General features: G+C 72.6%; 26 protein-coding genes. 8 read left to right on the top strand and 18 right to left on the bottom strand.

Annotation, left to right across the window (positions count from 1 at the left end; genetic code table 11):
• Window positions 1-91: 91 nt before the first annotated feature.
• Together ACZ4TG_RS29450 and ACZ4TG_RS29455 are read right to left on the bottom strand one after the other, a co-directional pair.
• Entirely contained in the window at window positions 92-1,336 is a 1,245-nt protein-coding gene (locus ACZ4TG_RS29450; protein WP_468168132.1) for a GNAT family N-acetyltransferase, read from the bottom strand.
• Window positions 1,337-1,434: 98 nt separating this feature from the next.
• The gene (locus ACZ4TG_RS29455) at window positions 1,435-2,046 is read right to left on the bottom strand and encodes an RsiG family protein (RefSeq protein ID WP_468168135.1); all 612 of its coding nucleotides are present in this window, start codon (window positions 2,044-2,046) and stop codon (window positions 1,435-1,437) included.
• A gap of 132 nt (window positions 2,047-2,178) precedes the next feature.
• On the opposite strand from ACZ4TG_RS29455, the gene dtd reads away from it, so the two are divergent.
• Entirely contained in the window at window positions 2,179-2,604 is a 426-nt protein-coding gene (gene dtd / locus ACZ4TG_RS29460) for a D-aminoacyl-tRNA deacylase (protein WP_468168138.1), read from the top strand.
• Between the two features lie 5 nt (window positions 2,605-2,609).
• Here the strand turns inward: dtd and ygfZ are convergent, their stop codons facing one another.
• The 13 genes from ygfZ to ACZ4TG_RS29525 form a co-directional block, all read right to left on the bottom strand.
• Window positions 2,610-3,578 (bottom strand): CAF17-like 4Fe-4S cluster assembly/insertion protein YgfZ, encoded by a 969-nt coding sequence (gene ygfZ, locus ACZ4TG_RS29465; RefSeq protein ID WP_468168141.1) that lies wholly within the window; start codon window positions 3,576-3,578, stop codon window positions 2,610-2,612.
• Window positions 3,579-3,648: 70 nt separating this feature from the next.
• Complete coding sequence (locus tag ACZ4TG_RS29470) at window positions 3,649-4,104, bottom strand: Fur family transcriptional regulator (RefSeq protein WP_468168144.1); 456 nt, start codon at window positions 4,102-4,104, stop codon at window positions 3,649-3,651.
• Window positions 4,105-4,180: 76 nt separating this feature from the next.
• Window positions 4,181-4,753, bottom strand: a complete 573-nt coding sequence (locus tag ACZ4TG_RS29475; protein WP_468168147.1) for a heme-binding beta-barrel domain-containing protein — start codon at window positions 4,751-4,753, stop codon at window positions 4,181-4,183.
• Window positions 4,754-5,021: 268 nt separating this feature from the next.
• Window positions 5,022-5,912, bottom strand: a complete 891-nt coding sequence (locus ACZ4TG_RS29480; RefSeq protein WP_468168150.1) for a hypothetical protein — start codon at window positions 5,910-5,912, stop codon at window positions 5,022-5,024.
• Window positions 5,909-6,736, bottom strand: coding sequence for a hypothetical protein (locus ACZ4TG_RS29485; protein WP_468168153.1), 828 nt, complete (start codon window positions 6,734-6,736; stop codon window positions 5,909-5,911). Before ACZ4TG_RS29485 ends, ACZ4TG_RS29480 begins: the two co-directional genes overlap by 4 nt.
• 65 nt (window positions 6,737-6,801) lie before the next feature.
• Window positions 6,802-7,527: a hypothetical protein gene (locus ACZ4TG_RS29490; protein WP_468168156.1), complete on the bottom strand. Its 726-nt coding sequence runs from the start codon at window positions 7,525-7,527 to the stop codon at window positions 6,802-6,804.
• Window positions 7,528-7,641: 114 nt separating this feature from the next.
• Window positions 7,642-7,905, bottom strand: a complete 264-nt coding sequence (locus tag ACZ4TG_RS29495) for a DUF3099 domain-containing protein (protein WP_468168159.1) — start codon at window positions 7,903-7,905, stop codon at window positions 7,642-7,644.
• Between the two features lie 125 nt (window positions 7,906-8,030).
• Entirely contained in the window at window positions 8,031-8,321 is a 291-nt protein-coding gene (locus ACZ4TG_RS29500) for a DUF1416 domain-containing protein (protein WP_468168162.1), read from the bottom strand.
• 75 nt (window positions 8,322-8,396) lie between these two features.
• Window positions 8,397-9,242, bottom strand: a complete 846-nt coding sequence (locus ACZ4TG_RS29505; RefSeq protein ID WP_468168165.1) for a sulfurtransferase — start codon at window positions 9,240-9,242, stop codon at window positions 8,397-8,399.
• A gap of 190 nt (window positions 9,243-9,432) precedes the next feature.
• On the bottom strand, window positions 9,433-9,522 hold the full coding sequence (locus ACZ4TG_RS29510) for an Ms5788A family Cys-rich leader peptide (protein ID WP_353962230.1): 90 nt from the start codon (window positions 9,520-9,522) through the stop codon (window positions 9,433-9,435).
• A 155-nt stretch (window positions 9,523-9,677) separates the two neighbouring features.
• Window positions 9,678-10,394: an LmeA family phospholipid-binding protein gene (locus ACZ4TG_RS29515; RefSeq protein WP_468168169.1), complete on the bottom strand. Its 717-nt coding sequence runs from the start codon at window positions 10,392-10,394 to the stop codon at window positions 9,678-9,680.
• An 80-nt stretch (window positions 10,395-10,474) separates the two neighbouring features.
• Entirely contained in the window at window positions 10,475-12,082 is a 1,608-nt protein-coding gene (locus ACZ4TG_RS29520) for a hypothetical protein (protein ID WP_468168172.1), read from the bottom strand.
• Between the two features lie 10 nt (window positions 12,083-12,092).
• Entirely contained in the window at window positions 12,093-12,347 is a 255-nt protein-coding gene (locus ACZ4TG_RS29525; RefSeq protein ID WP_468168175.1) for a MoaD/ThiS family protein, read from the bottom strand.
• Window positions 12,348-12,808: 461 nt separating this feature from the next.
• On the opposite strand from ACZ4TG_RS29525, the gene ACZ4TG_RS29530 reads away from it, so the two are divergent.
• The 5 genes from ACZ4TG_RS29530 to ACZ4TG_RS29550 all read left to right on the top strand — a co-directional run bounded on the left by ACZ4TG_RS29530 (window position 12,809) and on the right by ACZ4TG_RS29550 (window position 18,255).
• Window positions 12,809-13,588, top strand: coding sequence for a response regulator transcription factor (locus tag ACZ4TG_RS29530; protein ID WP_468168178.1), 780 nt, complete (start codon window positions 12,809-12,811; stop codon window positions 13,586-13,588).
• A 24-nt stretch (window positions 13,589-13,612) separates the two neighbouring features.
• On the top strand, window positions 13,613-14,635 hold the full coding sequence (locus tag ACZ4TG_RS29535) for a LacI family DNA-binding transcriptional regulator (protein WP_468168181.1): 1,023 nt from the start codon (window positions 13,613-13,615) through the stop codon (window positions 14,633-14,635).
• A gap of 168 nt (window positions 14,636-14,803) precedes the next feature.
• Complete coding sequence (locus ACZ4TG_RS29540; protein WP_468168184.1) at window positions 14,804-16,021, top strand: S1C family serine protease; 1,218 nt, start codon at window positions 14,804-14,806, stop codon at window positions 16,019-16,021.
• Between the two features lie 51 nt (window positions 16,022-16,072).
• Window positions 16,073-16,819 carry a response regulator transcription factor gene (locus ACZ4TG_RS29545; RefSeq protein ID WP_468168187.1) on the top strand — a complete coding sequence of 249 codons (747 nt, stop codon included), beginning with the start codon at window positions 16,073-16,075 and terminating at the stop codon, window positions 16,817-16,819.
• Window positions 16,816-18,255, top strand: a complete 1,440-nt coding sequence (locus tag ACZ4TG_RS29550) for a sensor histidine kinase (RefSeq protein ID WP_468168190.1) — start codon at window positions 16,816-16,818, stop codon at window positions 18,253-18,255. The genes ACZ4TG_RS29545 and ACZ4TG_RS29550 overlap by 4 nt, the downstream gene beginning before the upstream one ends.
• Here ACZ4TG_RS29550 and ACZ4TG_RS29555 read toward each other — a convergent pair.
• Together ACZ4TG_RS29555 and ACZ4TG_RS29560 are read right to left on the bottom strand one after the other, a co-directional pair.
• Window positions 18,235-19,104: a phosphatidylinositol-specific phospholipase C gene (locus tag ACZ4TG_RS29555; protein WP_468168193.1), complete on the bottom strand. Its 870-nt coding sequence runs from the start codon at window positions 19,102-19,104 to the stop codon at window positions 18,235-18,237. The genes ACZ4TG_RS29550 and ACZ4TG_RS29555 overlap by 21 nt on opposite strands.
• Before the next feature lie 77 nt (window positions 19,105-19,181).
• The gene (locus tag ACZ4TG_RS29560) at window positions 19,182-19,751 is read right to left on the bottom strand and encodes a TetR/AcrR family transcriptional regulator (protein ID WP_468168196.1); all 570 of its coding nucleotides are present in this window, start codon (window positions 19,749-19,751) and stop codon (window positions 19,182-19,184) included.
• Window positions 19,752-19,870: 119 nt separating this feature from the next.
• On the opposite strand from ACZ4TG_RS29560, the gene ACZ4TG_RS29565 reads away from it, so the two are divergent.
• Entirely contained in the window at window positions 19,871-20,650 is a 780-nt protein-coding gene (locus tag ACZ4TG_RS29565) for an alpha/beta fold hydrolase (protein WP_468168199.1), read from the top strand.
• 126 nt (window positions 20,651-20,776) lie between these two features.
• Here ACZ4TG_RS29565 and ACZ4TG_RS29570 read toward each other — a convergent pair whose 3' ends face one another.
• Window positions 20,777-22,591 (bottom strand): bifunctional metallophosphatase/5'-nucleotidase, encoded by a 1,815-nt coding sequence (locus ACZ4TG_RS29570; RefSeq protein ID WP_468168202.1) that lies wholly within the window; start codon window positions 22,589-22,591, stop codon window positions 20,777-20,779.
• Between the two features lie 118 nt (window positions 22,592-22,709).
• Here ACZ4TG_RS29570 and mshD point away from each other — a divergent pair, with 118 nt between their 5' ends.
• Window positions 22,710-23,639: a mycothiol synthase gene (mshD, locus tag ACZ4TG_RS29575; protein WP_468168205.1), complete on the top strand. Its 930-nt coding sequence runs from the start codon at window positions 22,710-22,712 to the stop codon at window positions 23,637-23,639.
• Window positions 23,640-23,727 lie beyond the last annotated feature (88 nt).

Genomic DNA, 23,727 nt, shown 5'->3' on the forward strand with positions numbered 1-23,727 from the left:
GTCCCGCCCCTACACCCCCATGACTCCCCGGAGCCCGCCGATGTGACAGGGGCGCGGGAAACGGGCGCGCGGGCACTCGTGGGAAGCGGGCTCAGAACACGTCCGGGCACCACGGGCGGCGCGCCGTGCGGAAGACCGCGTCCGCGAGGGCGACCGCACCCGGCCGCTCCTGCGCGACCAGGCCCAGCGCGGCCAGCCGGACCGCCGACTCGTCGCCCAGGTACAGGGAGCCCAGCGCCGACACGTCGAGCCGCAGGTCCGCCGGCTCCTCCGTACGGGCGCAGTCGCCCGTACCCGCGTCCAGCCGGTAGCGGCCGTCGGCCAGGCCCGCCGCGTCCGTGACCTCCAGTACGAGGACCCCCGCAGCCGCGTACGTCCGCGCGCGCAGCGCCCGTACGACGTCCAGCAGGCGCACCCACAGGAAGTCGGCGCAGGTCACGAGCCGGGCGGCGCGGGGGTCGGGCAGCAGCAGCGGGACCAGGTCGTCGGGGGCCCGGTAACCGGTGCGGACCTTCAGCACCCAGTCGATGGAGCACAGGAACCGCCACAGCGCCCGCTGCGCGTCCGGGGTGACCGCGATCAGGTCCTTGACCTGCACGGTGTTCAGCGGGAGCTTCGCGTCCGTCCAGTGGTCGTCGGCCTGGTACACGGCGATCCCGGCCGGCTCACCCGCCGCGTCCCGGTACACGGCGTAGAACTTGTCCTTGTAGGGGTTGTGCGACATCTCCTCCAGGCCCGACGCCACCCTCCACCAGCGGGCGTCCCGGCTGACCGTGCCGTGCGAGACGGCCCTCAGCCGCTCGTGCAGCGCGGGCCCGATCGTCCGGGCCTCGGCGACGTCCACCAGCTCGATCCGCCCGCCGTCCGCGGGCCCGGACCAGCGCGGGTCCAGGCCGGTGCGCGCCACGTCGATCTCCCACTCCGCGGTGGAGGTGGCGGGCCCGTACCCGTACCGCCCGTAGATCGGGTACTCGGCGGCGATCAGCGTCGACAGCACGTCGCCGCGCGCCTTCGCTGCCGTCAGCTCGGCGGACATCATCCGGGTCAGCAGGCCCTGGCGGCGGTGCGTGGGCAGCACGGTGACATTGCTGACCGCGCTGGCGGCGACGGCCGCCCCGCCGGGGACGGTCAGCTCCTGGGCGAAGGAGCGGAAGGTGCCCACGCAGCGGCCCGTTGCGGTGTCGAAGGCGCCCTGGGTGCGGGCGAGGTCGCCGTACTTGGCCCGCTGGGCGACATCTGACTCGGTGACGCGGTCCGGGCGCAGGAAGCCGGCGTTCACGGCTCGCAGCCACTCGGGGAGTTCGGATTCGGCGATCGGCCGGACGTCTGCACTCATAACCGGCCACGCTAACCGCCGCCCCGGCGCGAGTCGCCCGAATTTCCCGCCCGGGCCGGCCGGTCCCGTTCACCGCCGCCGCCCTCGTGCCCCGGCGGCTACGCCAGCAGGTCGTCCACCTGCGCCTCGCCCTCCCGGTAGCGGCGGGTGATCTCCGCGCTGGAGTCGTCCGCCGTGCGCTGGAGCTGCTGCCGGCGCCGGGAGACCTGCTGCTCGTAGCGCACGAGGCGGGCCATCGCGTCGTGCAGTTCGCCGTCCGTGCGCGCGGCCAGGTCCGACAGCTCCACGTCCGACAGCATCTCCGCCGCCAGCAGCCGGAACTCCTCGCTGTGCGGGGTGCCGAGCGTGACGTGGCGGGCGGAGGCACTGCGGCTGGACGGGGCGTCGGCGAGGATCTCCGAGAGCCGGTCCACCACCGGCGCCTCGGAATCCGTCCGCCGGGCCGCCTCGGGGTCCGAGCGGCGGGCCAGCTCGGCGCGCAGGATGTCGATGCGGCCTTGCAGGAGTCTGCGTACGTAGCTCAGATCGGCCTCGTCGCGCTGCGCGTCGCGGCGCAGTGCGCGCAGCTCCGGCAGACCGAGCGCCGTGGCCGGGGTGGTCGGCCCCTGCTCGTCGCCGGTGCGCTGTGCGGGCGGCCGTACCGCCGCCGCGACGTCGCAGGCCGACGCGGCCGAAGCGGGTACAGGTACGGAGGTACCAGAAATATTCATGTGAACGTGTCCGTCCCCTCGACCGGTGCTGGGGGCACCGCCTGCGTGCATGGTGCCACTCTCCGTGGTGTCGGTGCAGTCCCACTCCACCCGATCGGCCCCGGACGGGTGCACGCCTGGTACACAGGTGGAATGCGAGCAGTGGTGCAGAGGGTGGACGGCGGGAGCGTCGTGGTGGCCGGCGAGACCGTCGGGGAGATCGTCGGAGAGGGGCTGTGCGTCCTGGTGGGGGTGACCCACGACGACACCCCGGAGAAGGCGGCGGTGCTGGCCCGCAAGCTGTGGTCGGTGCGGATCCTGGAGGCCGAGAAGTCCTGCAGCGACGTGAACGCCCCGCTGCTGGTGATCTCGCAGTTCACGCTCTACGGCGACGCCCGCAAGGGCCGCCGCCCCACCTGGAACGCGGCCGCGCCCGGCCCGGTTGCCGAGCCGCTGGTCGACGAGGTGGTGGCGCAGCTGCGCGCGCTGGGCGCGACGGTGGCGACGGGCCGGTTCGGGGCGGACATGCGCGTCTCGCTGACCAACCACGGCCCGTTCACCATCGTCATCGACGTGTAGCCCGGTTACGGCGCTACGACGACCTCCTGCGCGGCGGCCGTCTTGCCGGCCAGCAGCGGCGCGTCCACCGGGACGTTCCGCTTGACCAGCGCCAGCGCGATCGGACCCAGCTCGTGGTGGCGGACGGCGGTGGTCACGAAGCCCAGCTGCCGGCCCTCCTCCCCGTCCGCGGCGAGCCGTACGGGCGTGCCGTGCGCCGGGAGCAGCACCTCGGAGCCGTCCAGGTGCAGGAACACCAGCCGGCGCGGGGGCTTCCCCAGGTTGTGGACGCGGGCCACCGTCTCCTGGCCGCGGTAGCAGCCCTTCTGGAGGTGTACGGCGGTGCCGATCCAGCCCAGCTCGTGCGGGATGGTGCGGTGGTCGGTCTCCAGGCCGAGCCGCGGCCGGTGCGCCTCCACGCGCAGCGCCTCGTACGCGAGCAGGCCCGCGGCGGGGCCGTGGGCGGCGGCGAAGGCCTCCAGGTCCGCGCGCGGCACGAACACGTCGCGGCCGTGCGGGGTCTCGCGTACGGCGAGCTCCTTGGCGGCCTCGGAGATCGAGCCGGCCGGCAGGTGCACGACCGCGAACTCGGCGGTGCGGTCCTCGACTTCCACGCGGTAGAAGAACTTCATCGACTCCAGGTAGGCGAGCAGCGCCTCCTGGGTGCCGGGCTCGACGTGCGCCCACACCGTCTCGCCGTCGTCGACGAGGTACAGGGCGTGCTCGATGTGCCCGTTCGCGGAGAGGATCAGCGCCTCGGTGGCCTGCCCGGGCGGCAGGTCGGTGACGTGCTGGGTGAGCAGCAGGTGCAGCCAGCTCAGCCGGTCCGGTCCGGTGACGGTGATGACTCCGCGGTGGGAGAGGTCGACGAAGCCCCGGCCGTCCGCGAGGGCGCGCTGTTCGCCGTACAGCTCTCCGTAGTGGGCGGCGACGCCCTCGTCGCGGCCTTCGGCCGGTACGGCGCCGGGGAGATGGAGCAAGGGGCTGCTGGTCATGGCACCAAGCGTACGGCCCTGCCCTCGACTGCCCCAGGGCCCAGGGGGCGCCCAGGCCGTCTCTTTCGCCCTAGGCCTGCCCGGCGCGGTGCGCGGCGGCGCACTTGCGGCACAGCCCGAAGATCGCGAAGTGCTTCATGTCGGTCTCGAACCCGAAGGTGGCCCGGAGCTTCGCGGTGAACTCGGCGGCGATGTCCTGGTCCGCCTCGATGACCTCGGTGCAGTCGCGGCACACCAGGTGGATGTGGTGGTGCCGGTCGGCGAGGTGGTACGTGGGCGCGCCGTGCCCGAGGTGGGCGTGCGAGACCAGCTTGAGCTCCTCCAGGAGCTCCAGCGTGCGGTACACGGTGGAGATGTTGACCCCGGAGGCGGTCTTGCGGACCTCGACGAGGATCTCGTCCGGCGTTGCGTGCTCCAGGCTGTCGACGGCTTCGAGGACGAGCTGGCGCTGCGGTGTCAGCCGGTATCCGCGCTGCCGCAGGTCGCTCTTCCAGTCGGAGCCGCTCTCGGTGCTCTCGGTGCTCACCACCCGGCCAGTGTAAGCGCGCGAAGGGGACCCCGGTCGAGCCCGAGGTCCCCTTCTTCCACAGCCTGTGGACCGGTCAGCGGAAGAACGCGATGCCGTCGTCCGGCATGTCCGGGAGGTTCCGCGCCATCTCGGCGACCTCCTCGGGGGTGACGACCTTCTTCAGCTGGGCCGACATGTACGGGCGCAGCTCGACGTCCGGCGTGGCCTTCTCGCCGACCCACATCAGGTCGCCCTTGACGTAGCCGTACAGGCGCTTGCCGCCGCTGTGCGGGCGGGCCGCGGCGGTACGCGCGACGGCGTCGGTGACCAGGTCGATCTGGGGCTTCTGGTCGGCGAGGTCGCCGTACCAGATCTCGACGACGCCCTGGTCGCGGACCATGACGATCTCGACCTTGCGCTGGGCGTCGATGCGCCAGTAGCCGGCCTCGGACTCCAGGGGACGCACCTTGTTGCCCTCGGCGTCGAGCACCCACGTGTGCGAGCGGTACTCCAGGAAGTCCCGGCCGTCGTGGCTGAAGACGACTTCCTGGCCGAAGTTGCACTTCTCTTCACCGGGGTAGTCGAAGACGCCCGCGCCTTCCCAGGTACCGAGGAGGAAGGCGAGGGGGACGAGGCCCGGGTTCAGGTCGGACGGGATCTGGATCATGTGTGGCTGCTCAGGCGATCTGTGGGAGGGGTTCCGGGATCCGGGGCGGCGGCGGCCGATCAGGAGATCAGCGCTGGCCCTGGTACAGCTTCTTCACGGCCAGGCCGGTGAAGGCGAGTACGCCGACGCAGACCAGGACCAGCAGGGAGGTGAAGACTGCCTCAAGCACGGGGTGCTCCTCGGAGTTCTGTATGGGCGTTACGGGGCCGGTCCCCAAGCCTACTGGCCCGGGAACCGGCGCACTCCGTGAGGTGGGCCGTACCGGGGCTCAGCTGAGCAGCTGGCTCTGCAGGACGACCGTCTGGTGGAAGGGAAGGGCGGGCAGGCCGCCCTTGCGGGACTGGACGACCACGGCCCGCACATCACCCGCCTGGAGGCAGCCGAACCGGACCCGCTCGTCGCCGGAGGGCTCGGGCTCCTCGTAGACGCTGATGTCGCTGGCGGCGAGGGCGGCGGTGCTGCCGAAGTCGCCGGAGGCGTGCCTGTCGTACTGGGCGGCCGCGGCCTTGCTCCACTCCAGGTCGACGGCCAGCTTGTCGGCGCCGGCCGGCCGGGAGGGGAGGTTGCAGCCGCCCAGCTCGTCCGCGAACCCGGACGCGTGGAAGCGCAGCAGGTAGATCCGGGTCCGGGTGCCGTCGGGCATGGTCCAGGACCGGCCGGCGATCTGGCGCAGGCCCTCGTACTCGAAGGACTCCTTGAGTTTCTGCCGGACCTCGGGGGCGTACTCCTCCAGGAAGGAGTCCGGGGCCACCTTCGCGTCCTTGTCGGCCTTGGCCGAGTCGTCGGTCCTGGCTCCTTCGGGGGCGGGGAGCAGCAGGGCGGCCAGCGGTGCGTAGTGCTTGCCGTCCGGGTTGTCCGGGCCCGCGGGCAGCGGGGCGCCCGCCGGGAGCTCCGGCTTGGCCAGCGTCGGGTAGGTCCAGCGGCCGTCGGGCAGCGTGGACAGGCCGGGGAGCTCCGTACGCTCGGGGCGCATCACCGCGTACGCGCTGCCGGCGCCCGCGGCGGCGAAGACCACCGCGGCCACGGCCCACCGCAGGGCGGCGAACAGCTTGCGGTGGTCCCTCGGCCCGGCCGGGGCCGGCTGCGGGGCGGGGTCGGCGCCCTCCGGGAGGTCCCATTCGACGGCGGACACGGCGCCGCTGGTGTTCTGCTCGCTCACGCGGACTCCCCCGGGGACTTCAAGTGCTTCAGCTGCTGCTCGAACAGGTCGACGGCCTCGTTGACGGCGAGCCGGGGCCCGTAGCTCCGGAAGTTCACGAGCACGCCGCCCTCGACGGCCACGCAGTCGAGGGAGTCGATCTTCTCGGGGTGTTCCCCCTGGTCCGAGCGGTCCTCGACGATGTCCGTCAGTACGCAGGTGGCCGCGGGGAAGCCGTCGACCTTGGGCGTCTCGCGCTTCTTGCCGCTCAGGAGCTCGCCCAGCCCGAGGAACCTCTTGCTGATCTCCGCGAACCCGGTCAGGGCCTGCGGGTCGGCCTGCATCAGCTCGATCTCGGTGACCGGGCCGCTGGAGGCCGCCCGGTAGCTGCGGCCGGCCACGCCCTTGAGCTTCAGGGCGGCCAGCGCCGCGTCCCGCTCGGCGCGCTCGCCGCTGGACAGCCCCGTACGGGCTTCCTTCATCGCCTGCACCGCGCGCTCGCCGGAGACGTAGAAGTCGTTGCCCTCGTCGTCGAGGTCGGGGCCGGGCTTCAGGTTCGGGGGCATCGGCAGCAGCCTGGCCGTGAGCGCGTTGGCCGGCACGCCCGGGACCGGGGAGGGCGAGGCGCTCGGCTGCGGGCCCGCCGGTGTCCAGTAGCGCGTGGGGGAGGTCCGGTCGGCCTGGGCGATGCGGCCCGAGGCCCAGAAGCCGCCGCCGGTGAGGAGGGCCAGGCCCAGGCCGGCGGCGATCAGGGCGGCGAGTCTGCGGTTGACCACGCGGGGCGGCCGGGGAGAGCCCAGCACCTCCGGGGTCGCTTCTGCGTGCGGCGCTTCTGCGTGGGGCACTGCTTCGTGGGGCACTGCTTCGTGGGCCGTCCGCGGTTCGGACACGGCGTCGCTCCGCTGCTCGGTCACAGCCGCTCCAGCTGTCTCTGGGCCAGTTCGGTGATGTCGCCCTCGGAGACCCGGGCGCGGGTGTTCGTGATCTCCACGTCCATGACGACGTCCCCGCGCCGGACGATGGCCCGGGCGGTGCGGTTGGGGAGGTAGCCGGCCTTCTCGTGCACCTTGTAGAGCCAGGCGTGTCCGAAGTCCCCCGGTACCCCGGGCAGATCGAAGCCGTCGTTGCCGGCGAACCTCTCCTCGCGCTGGTAGCGGGACTGACCCTCCTGGTAGCGGGTCGTCGCGGCGAGGTCGTCGAACTGGAGCAGCCGGATGTCGACGTGGTCGTCGCCCTCCTGCCAGCCCGCCGTGGCGATCCGCCGCACGTGCGGGACCAGGTTGGTGAAGCCGCCGTCGGGGTGCTCGAAGTAGTCCGCCGCGAACTCGTCGGGCGACTGGTACCCGGAGTAGGCGTCCTTCGCGCCCGCCGGAGCCGCCAGCAGCTTCGCGGAGAGGTCCTCGTCCGCCCTGTCCCACCGGTTGGCGTTGACGGAACGCCGGCTCGTCGCCTCGCCGGGGGCGGCCGGCAGCGGCATGGCGATCTTCTGCTGGGCCAGCGGCGGCAGCGGGGTGGGCGGGCGCCGGTACTGGACCGCGTAGCCGGTGGCCGTGCCCGCGACGGCGCCCAGGACGAGGGCGGCCGCGATCAGCAGGGGTGCCCGGCCACGGCGACGGCCGGTCTGTGCTTGTTCCAAGGGATGTCCCCCCACAGGACTGGAGGCACCGGTCGACTACCGGCGCACACACAAGACAGATCTCGGTGGGGAGCAGTTGTACGAGCCCTCATCACGGTTTGGTACAGGGGCCCTTCAGTCCTCGCGGCGGTGTTTTCCGTCCAGTTCGTCCCACCATTCGTCGGACTTCTGGTCGCCGGAGGGGTCGTCCCACCAGCGGTCGTCCGGGCCGCGCCGGTTCGCGATCATGGCGGCCACCGGCGGGATGACCATGGCGACGACGCACAGGGCCACGGCGGCCGGTACGGAGAAGAGCCGCACGAAGGACCAGGCGGAGACGAAGAGGAACAGGCAGCCGCCCATCAGCAGGAAGTAGGCGCGGCGCCGCCGGGCGTACATACCTCCAGCGTAGAGCCGAAAGCCCGCGGCGCGAAGGATCCCGGACGGCGCGAAGGGCCGCACCCCGTTCCAGTGGCGTCCAACCCCCGGGGGTGCGGCCCTTCGGCCGGTCTTGCGTGAAGCGGTCAGACGGCGATCGCGACGTCCGTCACGCCGCCGGCCTCGGCGACGACCACGGCACGGTCCGCCTGGCCGCCGGGAACCAGCGCGCGCAGGGTCCACGAGCCGGTGGCGGCGTAGAAGCGGAACTGGCCGGTCGCGGAGGTCGGGACCTCGGCGGTGAACTCGCCGGTCGAGTCCAGCAGCCGCACGTAACCGACGACGGGCTCGCCGTCCTTGGTCACCTGGCCCTGGATGGCGGTCTCACCGGGCTTGAGCGTGGCGAGGTCGGGCCCGCCGGTCTGTGCTCCACACATGTTCTCTGTCCTGTCCTGGAGAAAGTCGTACTGGGTACTGGCGGCGGGCGCGCGGCCCTGCGTGCCCCGCAGGGGTTACTTCGCGGCGCCGAGCTCGATCGGCACGCCGACGAGCGAGCCGTACTCGGTCCACGAGCCGTCGTAGTTCTTGACGTTCTCCTGGCCGAGGAGCTCGTGCAGCACGAACCACGTGAGCGCGGAGCGCTCACCGATGCGGCAGTAGGCGATGGTGTCCTTCGCCAGGTCGACCTGCTCGGCCTGGTAGAGGGCCGTCAGCTCCTCGTCCGACTTGAAGGTGCCGTCGTCGTTGGCGTTCTTCGACCACGGGATGTTGCGGGCGCTCGGCACGTGGCCGGGGCGCTGCGACTGCTCCTGCGGGAGGTGGGCCGGGGCGAGCAGCTTGCCGGAGAACTCGTCGGGCGAGCGGACGTCGACCAGGTTCAGGTTGTCGATCGCGGCCACGACGTCGTCGCGGAAGGCGCGGATCGAGGTGTCCTGGGCCTTGGCCTTGTACGCGGTGGCCGGGCGGTTCGGGACGTCCTTGCCGTCGACCAGGTCGCGGGAGTCGAGCTCCCACTTCTTGCGGCCGCCGTCGAGGAGCTTCACGTCCTGGTGGCCGTAGAGCTTGAAGTACCAGTAGGCGTAGGACGCGAACCAGTTGTTGTTGCCGCCGTAGAGGACGACGGTGTCGTCGTTGGAGATGCCCTTGGCGGAGAGGAGCTTCTCGAAGCCCTCCTGGTCCACGAAGTCACGGCGGACCGGGTCCTGGAGGTCCTGCTTCCAGTCGATCCGGACGGCGTTGGTGATGTGGTTCTTGTCGTACGCGGACGTGTCCTCGTCCACCTCGACGATGACGACATTGGCGTCGTTCAGGTGGGCCTCGACCCAGTCGGCGTCTACGAGGACGTCGCTGCGGCTCATGGTGTCTCCTCCGGGGCAGTGTGCGGCGGGGCTGTACTGGTGCTGCTGCGGGCTGGTGCTGCTCGGGGTGCGTGCCGCCCGGATCAGCTCTCTCAGGACCTGCGCGGGGAGGCGTCAGGCGGGCAGGAGGCAGGTGCGGTCACGCGGGGAAGCCGGTCGTCCGGCCGGTGGAGCGGAAGCGCTCACACCTTCACATGGAGCGACAGAGCATGGCGGCGACGCGACACAGGTCTACTGCCCGCCGCTTCGTGAGGTCCGCCTGCTGATGCTTCATAGGCATGGATCGTAGGGACGAATCAGCCGCCCTGTCACCGGTGTGTCATATAGCGAGACAGGATCGTCCGTATGATGGGATGAGAAAGCCCCGGCGGGCCGTCGCACGGCTGCCGGGGCGCTTCGCGCGGCCCGTCCTTCTGCGGATCGGACCGCTCCGTCTCACGATCCGGCCAGCACCACGTCCGCGCCCGTCAGGGAGAGGTGCACACCGGCCTCGTCCGAGGTCAGCGAGGAGAGCTGGAGGCCGGAGGGCAGTCCGCCGTCCAGCCGCCGGTCGAAGTCGGTCTTCTTGCGTATCGCCTGTTCGATCCCCGGGACCCCCTCGCCCGGCACCGCGTCGGCGCGCACCCGGACGGTCTTGGCTCCCTTGGCGTCCTTGGCGTCCTCCAGCGTGACCGTCGAGATCACGCTGCGCGTGAACTTCTTGCCGAGGAAGTCCAGCGTCGCGCTGACCTTCACCTTGCCCGGCGCCCCGCCGTAGGCGACCGTCACCCCGGTGTCCGAGGCCGCGGTGAGGTCCGGGTACGAGACGAGGGCCTTGCCCTCGGCCGTCCGCGCCGTGCCGCCGCTGTAGTCCCCGTTCAGCTTCACCCCGTGGAAGCTGGCGTCCAGCTGGGTGAGCCGCGTCTTGCGGCCGTCGGCGGTGGCCTCCACGCCCTTGAGCGTCAGGTCGACCTGGTCGAGGTCGTGGCTGAGCGCCTGGGTCAGGAACGGAAATCCGTGGATGTCCACCTCCGCGGCGCCGGCCAGGCCCTGCCGGGCCTGGATCCGGTCGGCCAGCCGGTTCTCCGCGTAGTTGACGGCCCAGCGGTCGGCGCCCACGAACAGGGCGCCCAGAACCACTCCGATGATCACGATGGCCCGTAGGAAACGCACGTGCCCCTCCCCCTGTAGATCAGTACGTGCGTTCTAGTTGACCATGCCGCCCGGGGAAGGCCCCGGGCACTCGGCCCCCGTCAGCCGCCCACCACCCGGCCCATGAGGTAGACGGCGGGCGCGGCGGCCGCCAGCGGCAGCGCGACACCGGCCGTCATGTGGACGAACTTGGACGGGTAGTCGTACGCGGCCACGCGCAGCCCGACCAGGGCGCACACCCCGGCGGCCAGGCCGAGCAGCGCCCCGCCGGGCCCGACGCCCGTCACCGTGCCGACCGCGATGCCCGCCCCGGCCGCGGCGGCCAGCGAGACGCCCACGGAGGCGGGGGTCGGCAGCGGCAGCGCCCGGGCGAAGACGGCGACCGCGACGGCGGCGGCGCCCACGCTCACGGCGTCCGAGCCGGCGGCCAGGTACCCGGCGCAGACGATGGCGAGCGCGGCGGAGGCCACCGAGGCCATCAGCCCGTACATCCGCTCGTCGGGGTCCGCGTGGCTGCGCAGCTGGAGCACCAGCGTGAGCAGCACCCACGCGCCGAGGGTGCCGATGATCGCGCCCGGGCCGTACGTACTGTCCACCGCGAGCACGGCCGCGTCCGCGACCACGGCTCCGAGGAAGGCGAGGGCGATGCCCTGGCGGGCGGGCCACATGCCGTTGAGACGGAACCAGCCGGCCGCGGTGAGCCCCTGGAGGGCGATCAGCGGCACGAGCAGCGCCAGGTCCCCGAAGGCGGCGGCCGCGGCCAGCAGCAGGCCGAGGGCGGCGGTCAGTATGGCCGACTGCGGACCGGGGTCGATGATCGGCGACCGGCCCTCGGCACGGGCCTGGGCGGGGTCGACGGCGCGCAGGGTGTTGCCCGCGAGGGTGGGCGGGGAGTACTCGGGCTCCTCGCCGGGGGCCAGGGGCGCCGCGGCGGACACGGGTCCCTGCGGCGCGGCCTCCGGGGCGTCCGTCACCGGGGGCAGGTAGGCGGTGGCCTCCACGGCCGGCTCCTGGGCCTGGGGCGGCAGGTAGGCCGTCTCCTCGGCCCAGCCCTGGGCGGCGGGGGGTCCCGGCGCGGGAGCCGCCGGGGCCTCCTCGCGGAACCAGCCGTCCGGGACCGCGCTCTGCGGGTACCCCTGGGACTGCTGGGGCTGCTGCGACTGCGGCTGCTGCTGCGGCTGCTGCTGGGGCTCCTGGTACGGCGGCAGGTACGCCGTCTCGGCAGCCCACTCCTGGGCGGCGGGGGCGGGCGCGGAGGCCGCCGGGGCCTCCTCGCGGAACCAGCCGTCCGGGACCGCGCTCTGCGGGTACCCCTGGGGCTGCTGCGACTGCTGCTGGGGCTGCTGCGACTGCTGCTGGGGCTGCTGCGGCTCCTGGTACGGCGGCAGGTACGCGGTCTCGGCGGCGCCCGCCGACTCCGGCCACGGCATCCCGGTACCGGCGCCCTGGGACCCCTGGGACCAGTCCTGGGCAGCGGGCGGCGCGGGCGCGGCCGCCGGGGCCTCGTCCCGGAACCATCCCTCGGGCGCGACGGGCTGCACCGGCTGCCCGGGCTGGCCCGGAACCCCGCCGAGCGGCTGCACCGGCTGGTAGCCGGTGTCCCAGGTGTCGGACTGCCAGGTCTGGGTCCCGTACGGGTCCTGCTGCTGTTGCTGCTGCTGGTCTCTGTGCTGCTGGTCTCGGTGCTGCTGTTCTTCGGGGGTACTCATGGGCTCCCGCTCACCCGCCCGCGAACGGCGGGAGCACCTCGACGGTGCCCCCCTCGCTCAGCAGGACGGCATCGTGCGGGCGCTTGCCCACAGGTTCGTCGTTCACGAGGAAGGAGCAGCGCAGCAGGACCCGGGTCAGCTCCCCCGGGTGGCGCTCCCGCACGGCGTCGAGCGCCTCGGCCAGTGTCCGCGCCGAGTACGGCTCCTCCGCCGTCTTGGCCGCGGCCTTGGCCGCCGCCCAGTAGCGGATGGTTCCGGTTGCCACTGCAGCTCCAATCGTCGGCTCTCTACCGTCGGCCTCCATGATGAACCCTCCGGCGGCCCACCCCGGCGTGCCTCCGCGCGCCCCGTGTGCGCCCGGGCGGCCGCCCGACTGTCCACCGATCCGGTGAAACCGGGGCATACGCAGGTGGCGGGCGTGGCACGAACCACAGAAGGGGCCCGCCGGAGCCTCTGCCCCCGAACGGCCCGTGGGCTATTCTGGCGGCGTAGAGGATCCGGGCAACGTAGCCCCCGGGTCCTTTTGTGCTTTCAGCACGTTGAACGGACCGCGAACAGTGGTACCGGTGCGGACCCCAGGGCGCGGGGACCGGACGGGCACCAGGCAAGACGTACGAAGCAGTGCCGCGAAAGTCCTCGACGGGACCGAGGAGGAACCGACGTGATGGACCAGCGAACCGTGCACGCGCACGTGCACAACCGCCCGACCCGGGCAGGTGGTCGGGCATGAGCTCTCTCCTGCTGCTGACGAATGCCCTGCAGCCGTCGACCGAGGTGCTGCCCGCCCTCGGCCTGCTGCTGCACAACGTCCGGGTGGCTCCCGCCGAGGGGCCTGCCCTCGTGGACACCCCCGGCGCCGATGTCATCCTCATCGACGGCCGCCGCGACCTCCCGCAGGTGCGGTCGCTGTGCCAGCTGCTCCGCTCGACGGGACCCGGCTGTCCGCTGATCCTCGTCGTCACGGAGGGCGGTCTGGCCGCCGTCACCGCCGACTGGGGCATCGACGACGTCCTCCTCGACACCGCCGGACCGGCCGAGGTCGAGGCACGGCTGCGCCTCGCCACCGGCCGGCAGCAGCTGGGCTCCGACGACTCCCCGATGGAGATCCGCAACGGTGACCTGTCGGTGGACGAGGCGACCTACTCCGCGAAGCTGAAGGGCCGGGTCCTGGACCTGACCTTCAAGGAGTTCGAGCTGCTCAAGTACCTCGCACAGCATCCGGGCCGGGTCTTCACCCGCGCCCAGCTGCTCCAGGAGGTCTGGGGGTACGACTACTTCGGCGGCACCCGGACGGTCGACGTCCACGTACGGCGGCTGCGCGCCAAGCTCGGCCCCGAGCACGAGTCGCTGATCGGCACGGTCCGCAACGTCGGCTACCGCTTCGTCACCCCGGAGAAGGTCGAGCGGGCGGCGGCGGAAGCGGCTGCCCAGGCGGCCGCGGCCCTCCCCCGTATGGAGGAAACTCCGGTAACGGTCCAGTCGGCAGGACGGCCTGCCCAGAGGTAGGTCACCCCGCGTAGACTTCCGCGCGTGGCCAAGGTGACGCGGGATGACGTGGCGCGACTTGCGGGTACCTCTACCGCCGTCGTGAGCTACGTCATCAACAACGGACCCAGGCCGGTTGCCCCGGCCACGCGCGAGCGTGTACTCGCCGCGATCAAGGAGCTGGGCTACCGGCCCGACCGGGTCGCCCAGGCGATGGCCTCGCGGCGCACCGACCTCATAGGCATGATCGTCCCCGATGCCCGGCAGCCGTTCTTCGCGGAGATGGCGCACGCCGTCGAACAGGCCGCCGCCGAGCGCGGGAAGATGGTGCTGGTCGGCAACTCCGACTACCGCGACGAGCGCGAGGTCCACTACCTGCGGGCCTTCCTCGGCATGCGGGTCTCCGGGCTGATCCTGGTCAGCCAGGGCATGAGCGAGCGGGCCGCCTCCGAGATCGAGGCCTGGGACGCGCGGATCGTGCTGCTGCACGAGCGCCCCGAGGCCATCGACGACGTCGCCGTGATCACGGACGACATCGGCGGCGCCCAGCTCGCCACCCGCCACCTGCTGGAGCACGGGCACCCGTACGTGGCCTGCATCGGCGGCGTCGAGAACACCCCGTCGGTCGGCGACCCGGTCGCGGACCACGTCGAGGGCTGGCGCCGGGCGATGCTGGAGGCCGGGCGCTCGGTGGAGGGCCGGCTCTTCGAGGCCCCGTACAACCGCTACGACGCCTACCAGGTCGCCCTGGAGGTCCTCTCGGGCCCGGACCGGCCCCCGGCCATCTTCTGCGCCACGGACGACCAGGCGATCGGCGTCCTGCGGGCGGCCCGGGAGCTGCGCATCGACGTGCCCGGCGAGCTGGCGGTGGCCGGCTTCGACGACGTCAAGGAAGCCGCGCTGACGGACCCGCCGCTGACCACCATCGCCTCGGACCGCCCGGCGATGGCCCGTGCGGCGGTGGACCTCGTCCTGGACGACGCCCTGCGCGTGGCGGGCTCCCGCCGCGAGCGGCTGAAGCAGTTCCCCTCGGCGCTGGTGATCCGGCGCTCCTGCGGCTGCCGATAGCCCGGCCGGCCCCCTGACGGCCCCCTCGGCCCCCCCGTCAGGGGCGACGGCACGCCTGCGCCCGCTGTTGCGCAGACACCCGGGCCTTATTTCGGGCATACACGGTTCTGTCGGGCTTCTCAGCGGGCACTCAGACAGCTCTCATGATCCGCGGACACAGTCGTAGACATGACCGAGAGCTTCCGCCGCGAAGGCGAGTACCCGCAGGAGAACCGCCCCCAGCACCCGCCGTTCGGCGAGGACTGGCAGCGCGGCCGCGACCGGCTGGCCCAGGACGCCGGGGCCTCGGCGTACCCCCCGCCGCCCGCCTACCCGCCCGCCGCGCCCGCGCCGGGGTGGCACGAGGCGCACCAGCCGCCGGTCATCCAGGGCGAGACCGTACCGGCGGGCGCCGGCAGCGGCGGCTGGGGCGAGCCCGCGACCGCCCCGCAGGGCCCCGCCCACGCGGCCCACGCGGCCCGCGCCAAGCGGCCCGTCGCCCTGCTGGCCGCGGTCGCACTGGCCGCGGCCGTCGTGGGCGGCGGCACGGCGGTCGCCGTCCATCAGTTCCTCGGCCAGAACACCGCCGGCAGCCCCGGCTTCAGCGGCACCAACGTCTCCCAGTCCAGCAACGGCACCGTCTCCGGCGTCGCCGAGCAGGTCAGTCCCTCCGTGGTCCGCATCGACACCCGCACCTCGTCCGGCCAGGGCACCGGCTCCGGCATCGTCCTCACCGCCGACGGCGAGATCGTCACCAACAACCACGTCGTCGACGGCGCCGCCGAGATCCAGGTGACGATGAGCGACGGCAAGAAGTACTCCGCCAAGACCGTCGGCACCGACCCCGACAAGGACCTGGCCCTGATCAAGCTCCAGGGAGCCAGTGGCCTCAAGCCCGCCAAGCTCGGCAACTCCGACGGCCTCAAGGTCGGGGACGAGGTCGTGGCCATCGGCTCCCCCGACCGGCTGACCGGCACCGTCACCAGCGGCATCGTCTCCGCCCTGAACCGCGACGTGAACGTGCCCAAGTCCGAGCAGCAGTCCCCGCAGGGCCGGCAGGGCGGCGGCTGGCCGTTCTCGTACGACGGTCAGCAGTTCAACGGGAACACCGGCAACAACACCACCTCGTACAAGGCCATCCAGACGGACGCCTCGCTCAACCCCGGCAACTCCGGCGGCGCCCTCATCAACATGAACGGCGAGATCGTCGGAATGCCCTCCGCGATCTACTCCCCCTCCAGCGGCAGCTCCGACGCCGGCAGCGTCGGCCTCGGCTTCGCGATCCCGGTCAACACCATCAAGGCCGACCTCGACTCCCTCCGCGGCGGCGGCAGCGGCAACGGCAGCGGCGGGAACGGCAGCGGCAGCGGCAGCAGCGGCGCCAACGGCTTCGGGACCTCGTTCTAGCCGGCCCGTGCGAGCCTGGGAGCACCGACCATCATCCCTGGGGGACCCCAAGTGAATGCCGCCGAAGGCGACCAGCAGCGCATCCTCGTCGTCGACGACGAACCGGCCGTCCGTGAGGCCCTGCGCCGCAGTCTCGCCTTCGAGGGCTACGGGACGCAGACGGCCGTCGACGGCCTCGACGCCCTCGACAAGGCGGCCTCGTACACCCCCGACCTGATCGTGCTGGACATCCAGATGCCCCGGATGGACGGACTGACGGCAGCCCGCAGGCTGCGCGCCGCCGGCAGCACCACCCCGATCCTGATGCTCACCGCGCGCGACACCGTCGGCGACCGCGTCACCGGGCTCGACGCGGGCGCCGACGACTACCTGGTCAAGCCGTTCGAGCTGGACGAGCTCTTCGCCCGCGTCCGCGCCCTGCTGCGCCGCAGCTCCTACGCCGCCCCCGCGCCCGGCGGGCCGGAACCCGAGGACGCGCTGACCTTCGGGGACCTGCGGATGGACCTCGTCACCCGCGAGGTCACCCGCGCCGGGCGGCCGGTGGAGCTGACCCGCACCGAGTTCACGCTGCTGGAGATGTTCCTGGCCCACCCCCGCCAGGTCCTGACCCGCGAACAGATCCTGAAGACCGTCTGGGGCTTCGACTTCGAGCCCAGCTCCAACTCCCTGGACGTCTACGTGATGTACCTGCGCCGCAAGACCGAGGCCGGCGGCGAGCCCCGCCTGGTCCACACCGTGCGCGGGGTGGGCTACGTACTGCGCGCCGCCGGGGCCGGGGACCACGGAGGGCCCGAATGAGCCCCGTCGCCAGATTCCGCGCGCTGCCGCTGCGCTCGCGGCTCGCGCTGCTGGTCGCGGTCGCGGTGGCGGTCGCCGTCGCGGCCGTCGCCAGCGTCAGCTGGTTCATGGTCCGCACGCAGCTGAACGACCAGCTGGACAGCTCGCTGCGCTCCACCAACGCCGAGGCCCAGGCCAACCAGGTGTTCGGGGAGTTCGGGGGCTGCGTCTCCGGCCAGCCCCTGCCGGGCCGGCCCGCCAACAACCTCAGCGCGCAGGTCCAGGTCGTACTGCCGGACGGCCGGCGCTGCTGGGTCGACGGCAAGAGCACCCTCCAGGCCACCGAGACCGACCTCGAAGTCGCCCAGGGCCGGCGCCGCCAGGCCGTCATCTACGACGCGGTCACCTCCGACGGGGTCGCCGTGCGGGTGTACACCCAGCCCGCGCTCCTGGGCCGGCAGCCCGCCGCCCTCTCCGTCGCCAAACCCCTGGCCGACATCGAGAAGCCGCTGTCCACGCTGGCCTGGGTGCTGCTCCTGGTGAGCGGCATCGGCGTGTTCGGCGCGGGCGCCGCCGGCCTGTGGGTGGCCCGTACGGGGCTGCGGCCGGTCGACGAACTCACCGGCGCGGTCGAGCACATCGCCCGCACCGAGGACCTCACGGTGCGGATCCCCGACGAGGGCGAGGACGAGATCGCGCGGCTGTCGCGGTCCTTCAACTCGATGACGGCGGCCCTGGCCTCCTCCCGGGACCGCCAGGCGCAGCTGATCGCGGACGCCGGCCACGAGCTGCGCACCCCGCTCACCTCGCTCCGTACGAACGTCGAACTCCTCGCCCGCAGCGAGGACACCGGCCGGCCCCTCCCGCCCGAGGACCGCCGGGAGCTGCTGGCCTCGGTGAAGGCGCAGATGACGGAGCTCGCCGCGCTGATCGGCGACCTCCAGGAGCTGTCGCGCCCCGACGCGGCCTCGCCGGGACCGCTCGGGGTGGTGGCGCTGCACGAGATCGCCGCGGCCGCGCTGTCCCGAGCCCGGCTGCGCGGTCCGGAGCTGGCCTTCAGCTCCGCCCTGGAGCCCTGGTACGTCCGGGGCGAGGCGGCGGCGCTGGAGCGGGCGGTGGTCAACGTCCTGGACAACGCGGTGAAGTTCAGCCCGCCGGGCGGTGTCGTCGAGGTCTCGCTGCGCGCGGGCGAGCTGACCGTACGGGACCACGGGCCCGGCATCCCGGCCGAGGACCTTCCGCACGTCTTCGAGCGGTTCTGGCGCTCCCCGTCGGCCCGCGCCCTGCCCGGCAGCGGGCTGGGCCTGTCCATCGTGGCCCGTACGGTGCGGCGCGCGGGCGGCAGCGCCGAGCTGCGGGCGGCCCGGGACGGCGGCCCGGGCACGGAGGCGGTGCTGCGCATCCCCGGGGCGCCCACCCCGCCTCCGTCCGAGCCGTCAGTTGTGCCGGATCAGTGAGGCGACCAGGCCGGAGCGGGTGGCGGGGAAGTCCATCGGGACGATCCCGAGACCGGTCCGCCCGGCCAGTTCCCCGCCGTCGACGAAGCCGTGGACCTGCGGGTTGAGCCGGTCGGAGTTCCAGCGCGGGGGCATGTACGCCGAGGTGCTGGTGTAGTTCACGAACAGCTTGCCGGGCTGCTGGACGGCCCGGCGGAAGTGGTTCTCGATCCTGCCGCGCTTGGCGAACGGCTCGGCGTTCCAGTCGTCCTGGATGTCGAAGGCGTTGCCGTCGCCGTAGCGCAGGCCGGGCAGCCCGCCGTTGTCGGCCAGCAGCACCACCTTGCCGCGCGCCTGCCCGAGCGAGCCGGGCAGCGAGTCCGCGATCCGGAAGAGCGGCCGCCAGCCGCGCTGGTCGAGGTAGTCGTCGAAGACGGCGCGGAAGGTGGCGTCGCTCTCCTCGGAGTACTCCTGCTTGACCCGCATCAGCACGGTCTCGGACGGGTGCGCGGCGAGGAAGTTCCAGCAGGCCACGAGCACGTCCCCGAACATCAGGTTCTGGTAGAAGGCGCCGTGGTGGATCGCGAACGACCCGCCGGTCACCCGGCAGCGGACGTCGAGGAAGCGGATGCCGGAGTCGAGCTGTTCGGCGATCGAGGTGTTCTGGCAGGCGACGTACAGGCCGCCCTGGCGGGCGCCCGAGTCGTGGGTGCCGGGAATGGTCATGCGCTGGAGGGCGGTGGAGTCGGCGAGGCCGGCCATCCAGTCCTGGGTGGCGAGGGTGCGGGCGGAGGCCGGGGCGGCCGCCCCGAGTCCGGCGGCGCCGGCCGCCATCGCCCCGACCAGAAATGTCCGACGTCCCAGTGCCATGCCCGCCCCTTTGCCGACCCGGTGGTGGGACCGGATTATGGCGTGCGGGACCCGCCTTTACTACCCATCGGTAGTGGTCACCTTTCGAGCAACTCCGCCATGGCGCGCAGCCCTTGGGCGAGATCCCGGCCGCTGGGCGCGTGCTCCGGGTCGGTCAGCGCCTGCACCATCACCCCGCTCAGCAAGGCGATGTGCACCGACCCGAGGGCGCGTACGTCCTCCTCCGCCACCGCGTCCTCGGGGACCCCGCGCAGCTGCGCGGCCACCATGCGCCGGGACCGGCGCTGGCCTTCGGCGAGGGTCGCGAGCAGCTCCGGGGAGGACTGCGCGTGGACGAAGGCCTCGACGTTGGCGATCCAGAGCCAGCGCATGTCGCCGAAGTCCCGGATCTTGCGGTCCCAGGTGTCGGCGTACCGCTCGGCGGTGGTGGCGCCCTGGCCCGCGAGCCGGCCGGAGCCGGCGGCCCACTCGTCCATGGCGTCGAAGAGCGCGAGGTTGAGCAGGGCCTCACGCGATCCGAAGTGGTAGCCGATCGCGGCCATGCTCACCTTCGACGCCGAGGCGATGTCGCGCACGGTGGTGCGCAGGTACCCCTTCTCCTTCAGGCAGCGGCGCGCTCCGGCCAGCAGGTCCTCGCGATTTCCCATGCCCGGATCGTATCCGCGCCACCTTTTGGGCGCCCGCCCAAGACATACGTATTGCGCGCTTGCCCAAATCCTGGCAGGCTCGGACCCGTCACCGCAGGACACACACGGGGAGCGGAACCATGCGCCACACGCTGACGATCGACGACCGCACGCTGTCGTACCTGGACTTCGGCGGCCCGGGCCGCCCGCTGCTGGCGCTGCACGGAGGCATGTCCGAGGGCCTCGCCTTCGCCGGCCTCGCCGCCGCCCTGGGCGACGCGTGGCGGGTCATCGCCCCCGACCAGCGGGGCCACGGCGACTCCGGCCGGGCCGCCGACTACAGCCGCGCCGGATACGTCGCCGACGCCGTCGCGCTGCTCGACCACCTCGGCCTGGACGCCCCCGTCGCCCTCCTCGGCTACTCCCTCGGCGGACTCAACGCCGTCCACCTGGCCGCCGCCCACCCCCACCGGATCTCGGCGCTCGTCAACGTGGAGGCCGCCGTGGAGATCCACCCCGCGGGCGGCGCGTGGACGGCCTTCCTCCACGGCATGCGGTACGCCGCGCCCACCCGGGAGGAACTCCTCGCCGCCGCCGGGCCGGTGGGCTCGCAGTTCGTCGCCGAGGCGCTCCGCCCGCTGCCCGACGGAGGCTGGCGGCTGCCGTTCCACCCCCAGGACATGCTCGACTCCGTCGAGGCCTGCCGCGGCGACCACTGGGACGCCTGGCTCGGGAGCACGTGCCCGGCGCTGCTGGTCCACGGCGTCCGCAGCGCGTCGCTCCCGCAGGAGCAGGCGGACGCGATGGTCTCCCGGCGGCCCGGGACCTCGTACGCGCCCCTGGACGGGGACCACTTCCTGCCGTTCACGGACCCGCAGGGCCTCCACGAGGCCGTCGGGAAGTTCCTCGCCGCCCTCTGACCCCTCCGCCACGGGGGTGCGGGGGAACGCCGAAGGCGCGGGAAGGCGCGGGAAGGCGCGGGAACGCCGAAGGGGCGGCGGGCCGGAAGGCCCGCCGCCCCTTCGGGCGCGCTGCGTACGCGGGTGCTACTTGACGACCTTGATCCGGTCCGCCGCCGGCGGGGCGATCGGGGCCGCCGCCGTCGACTTGCCCAGGTAGACGTTGAACGCCTCCAGGTCGGGCACGCCCACCAGCTTGTTCTTGTGGTCCTTCAGGACGGTGAAACCGTCACCGCCGCCCGCGAGGAACTCGTTCATCGCGACCCGGTAGGTCTTGGCGGGGTCGATGGCCGCGCCGTTCAGCTTCACCGAGTCCACGACGATGCGGTCCGCGCCCGTCTTCGTCAGGTCGAGGGTGTACGTGAAGCCCTTCGACACCTGGAGGATCTTCGGGTTCGGGCCGTTGACCGTGCCGCTGACCTGCTGCTGCAGCGCGGTGACCAGCTGCGCGCCGGTCAGGTCCACGATGTTCATCAGGTTGTTGAAGGGCTGGACCGTGTACGACTCGCCGTACGTCACCACGCCGTCGCCCTCGTCGCCCGCGGCCTTGTACGCGAGGTCGGCGCGGATGCCGCCCGGGTTCATGATGGCCAGCTGCGCGCCGCCCTTGTCCGCCGGGGCCGTGGCCTCCAGCTGGGCGTCGGCGATCAGGTCGCCGAGCGGCTTCTCGGGCGCGTCGGAGCCGCGGCCCGCGATGTCCGCCGAGATGTAGCCCTGCGGACGGCTCGCGACCGGGGCCGCGAGCGCGTTCCAGCGCTTGAGCAGCTCGGTCATGTCCGCGGCCTTGGGCTGCTCACGGGTGACGACCTTGTTGACCGGCTTGGGCGAGCTGACCGGCGTACGGACGATGTCCTTGGTCTGCCGGTCGTACGTCAGCGTGGTGTCCGTGAACAGCCGCCCGTAGGAGGCCGCCGAGGTCACCATGCGCGGGTTGCCCGCCGGGTCGGGGATGTTGCAGGCGTACGCCTGGTGCGTGTGGCCCGTCACCAGCGCGTCGACCTTGGCGTCGACGTTCTTGGCGATGTCGACGATCGCACCGGATACGCCGGCGCCCGCGCCCGGCACGTCGCAGTCGTAGTTGTACGCGCCGTTGGCGGGCAGACCGCCCTCGTGGATCAGCGCGACGATCGACTTCACGCCCTGCTTGTTCAGCTCGGCGGCGTACTTGTTGATCGTCTCGACCTCGTCGCCGAACTTGAGGCCCTTGACCCCCTCGGCGGTCACGACGTCCGGAGTGCCCTCCAGGGTGACGCCGATGAAGCCGATCTTCACGTCCCCCTTCTTCCAGATGAAGGTGGGCGACATCAGCGGACGCTTGGTCTTCTCGTCCGTCACATTGGCGGCGAGGTACTGGAACTCGGATCCACCGAAGGTCTTGCCGTACTCGAAGCAGCCGTCGGTGGGGTGGCAGCCGCCGTACGCCATGCGGCGCAGCTCGGTCTTGCCCTCGTCGAACTCGTGGTTGCCCACGCTGGTGACGTCCAGGTCGAGCTTGTTCAGCGCCTCGACGGTCGGCTCGTCGTGGAAGAGCCCGGACAGCATCGGGCTGCCGCCGATCATGTCACCGGCCGCGGCGGTGACGGAGTACTCGTGGCCCTTGCGGGCTTCGCGCAGGCTGGTCGCCAGGTACTCGACGCCGCCTGCGGGTATGGACTTGGTGGTGCCGTCCGCCTGGCGTTCGCCCACGGTCCCGGAGGAGCCCTGCGGGGGCTCCAGCGTGCCGTGGAAGTCGTTGAACGACAGCATCTGCACGTCGACGGTCCGGCTCGTGGCCGTACCGCCACCACTCGCGGCTCCGGCCGGGAGGGCGGCGGCGACCATGGCTCCGGCCCCGGCCGTGACGGCGAGAGCGGCGAAGGTCAACCGGCGGGCTCGGCGGTGCCGTTGTGGCGTCGCTGACATTTATTCCCCTTTGTGGACAGCGAGACAACTTGGGAGGTCCGCCGCAGCCTATTGTCAACGCGCGTAGCACGACAGGGGCTAATGGGTTACGGGCAGGTTGCGGTCGTACGGTGGGGTCATGACTGACGCAGCAGCGGCCCTGGAACCAGGACGGCAGATTCAGATCCTCGACGAGCTGACGGAGGAACAGGCCGACTCCGTACTCGCCCTGATCGAGGACGCGGCCCGCACCGACGGCACCACAGCCGTGTCCGAACAGGGCCGCCTCCAGCTCCGCGGCGGAACCCGCGAAGGCATCCGGCACTTCCTGCTCAGCGACGGCGGCCGGCTCGCCGCATACGGGCAACTCGAGGACACCGACCCGGTCGAGGCCCCGGCCGCCGAGCTCGTCGTCCACCCCGCCCTGCGCGGCCGCGGCCACGGCCGGGCCCTGGGCACCGCCCTGCTGGCCGCCTCCGGCAAGCGGATCCGGGTGTGGGCGCACGGCGGCAAGTCCGCCGCCCGGCACCTCGCACAGGTCCTCGGCCTGACCCTCTTCCGCGAACTCCGCCAGCTGCGCCGCCCCCTCGGCCCCGAAGCACCCCCGCTGCCCGAACCCGCACTGCCGCCCGGGGTCACCGTGCGCACCTTCGCCCCCGGCTCCGACGACGCGGCCTGGCTCGCGGCGAACGCGGCCGCCTTCGCCCACCACCCCGAACAGGGCTCGCTCACGCAGCGGGACCTCAACGACCGGATCGCGCAGCCGTGGTTCGACGCGAAGGGCTTCTTCCTCGCGGAACGCGACGGCGAGCTGGTCGGCTTCCACTGGACGAAGGTCCACGCGGCGGAGCAGCTCGGCGAGGTCTACGTGGTCGGCGTCCGCCCCGGCGCCCAGGGCGGCGGCCTCGGCAAGGCCCTCACCGCCATCGGCCTGCGCCACCTGGCCGCGGCCGGCCTGCCCACCGCGATGCTCTACGTGGACGCCGACAACCCGGCCGCCCTCGCCGTGTACGAGGGCCTCGGCTTCACCACCCACGAGGTCGACCTGATGTACCGCACCGAGAGCTGACCCGCCCGCCGGGTGCCCCCGTACGGGCCGCGAGGGCTCCCGCGCACGCGGGAGCCCGAACGGAGCAACGCGCGGCCCCCGGCGCCCG

It is taken from the genome of Streptomyces sp. NPDC028314 (assembly GCF_055565795.1).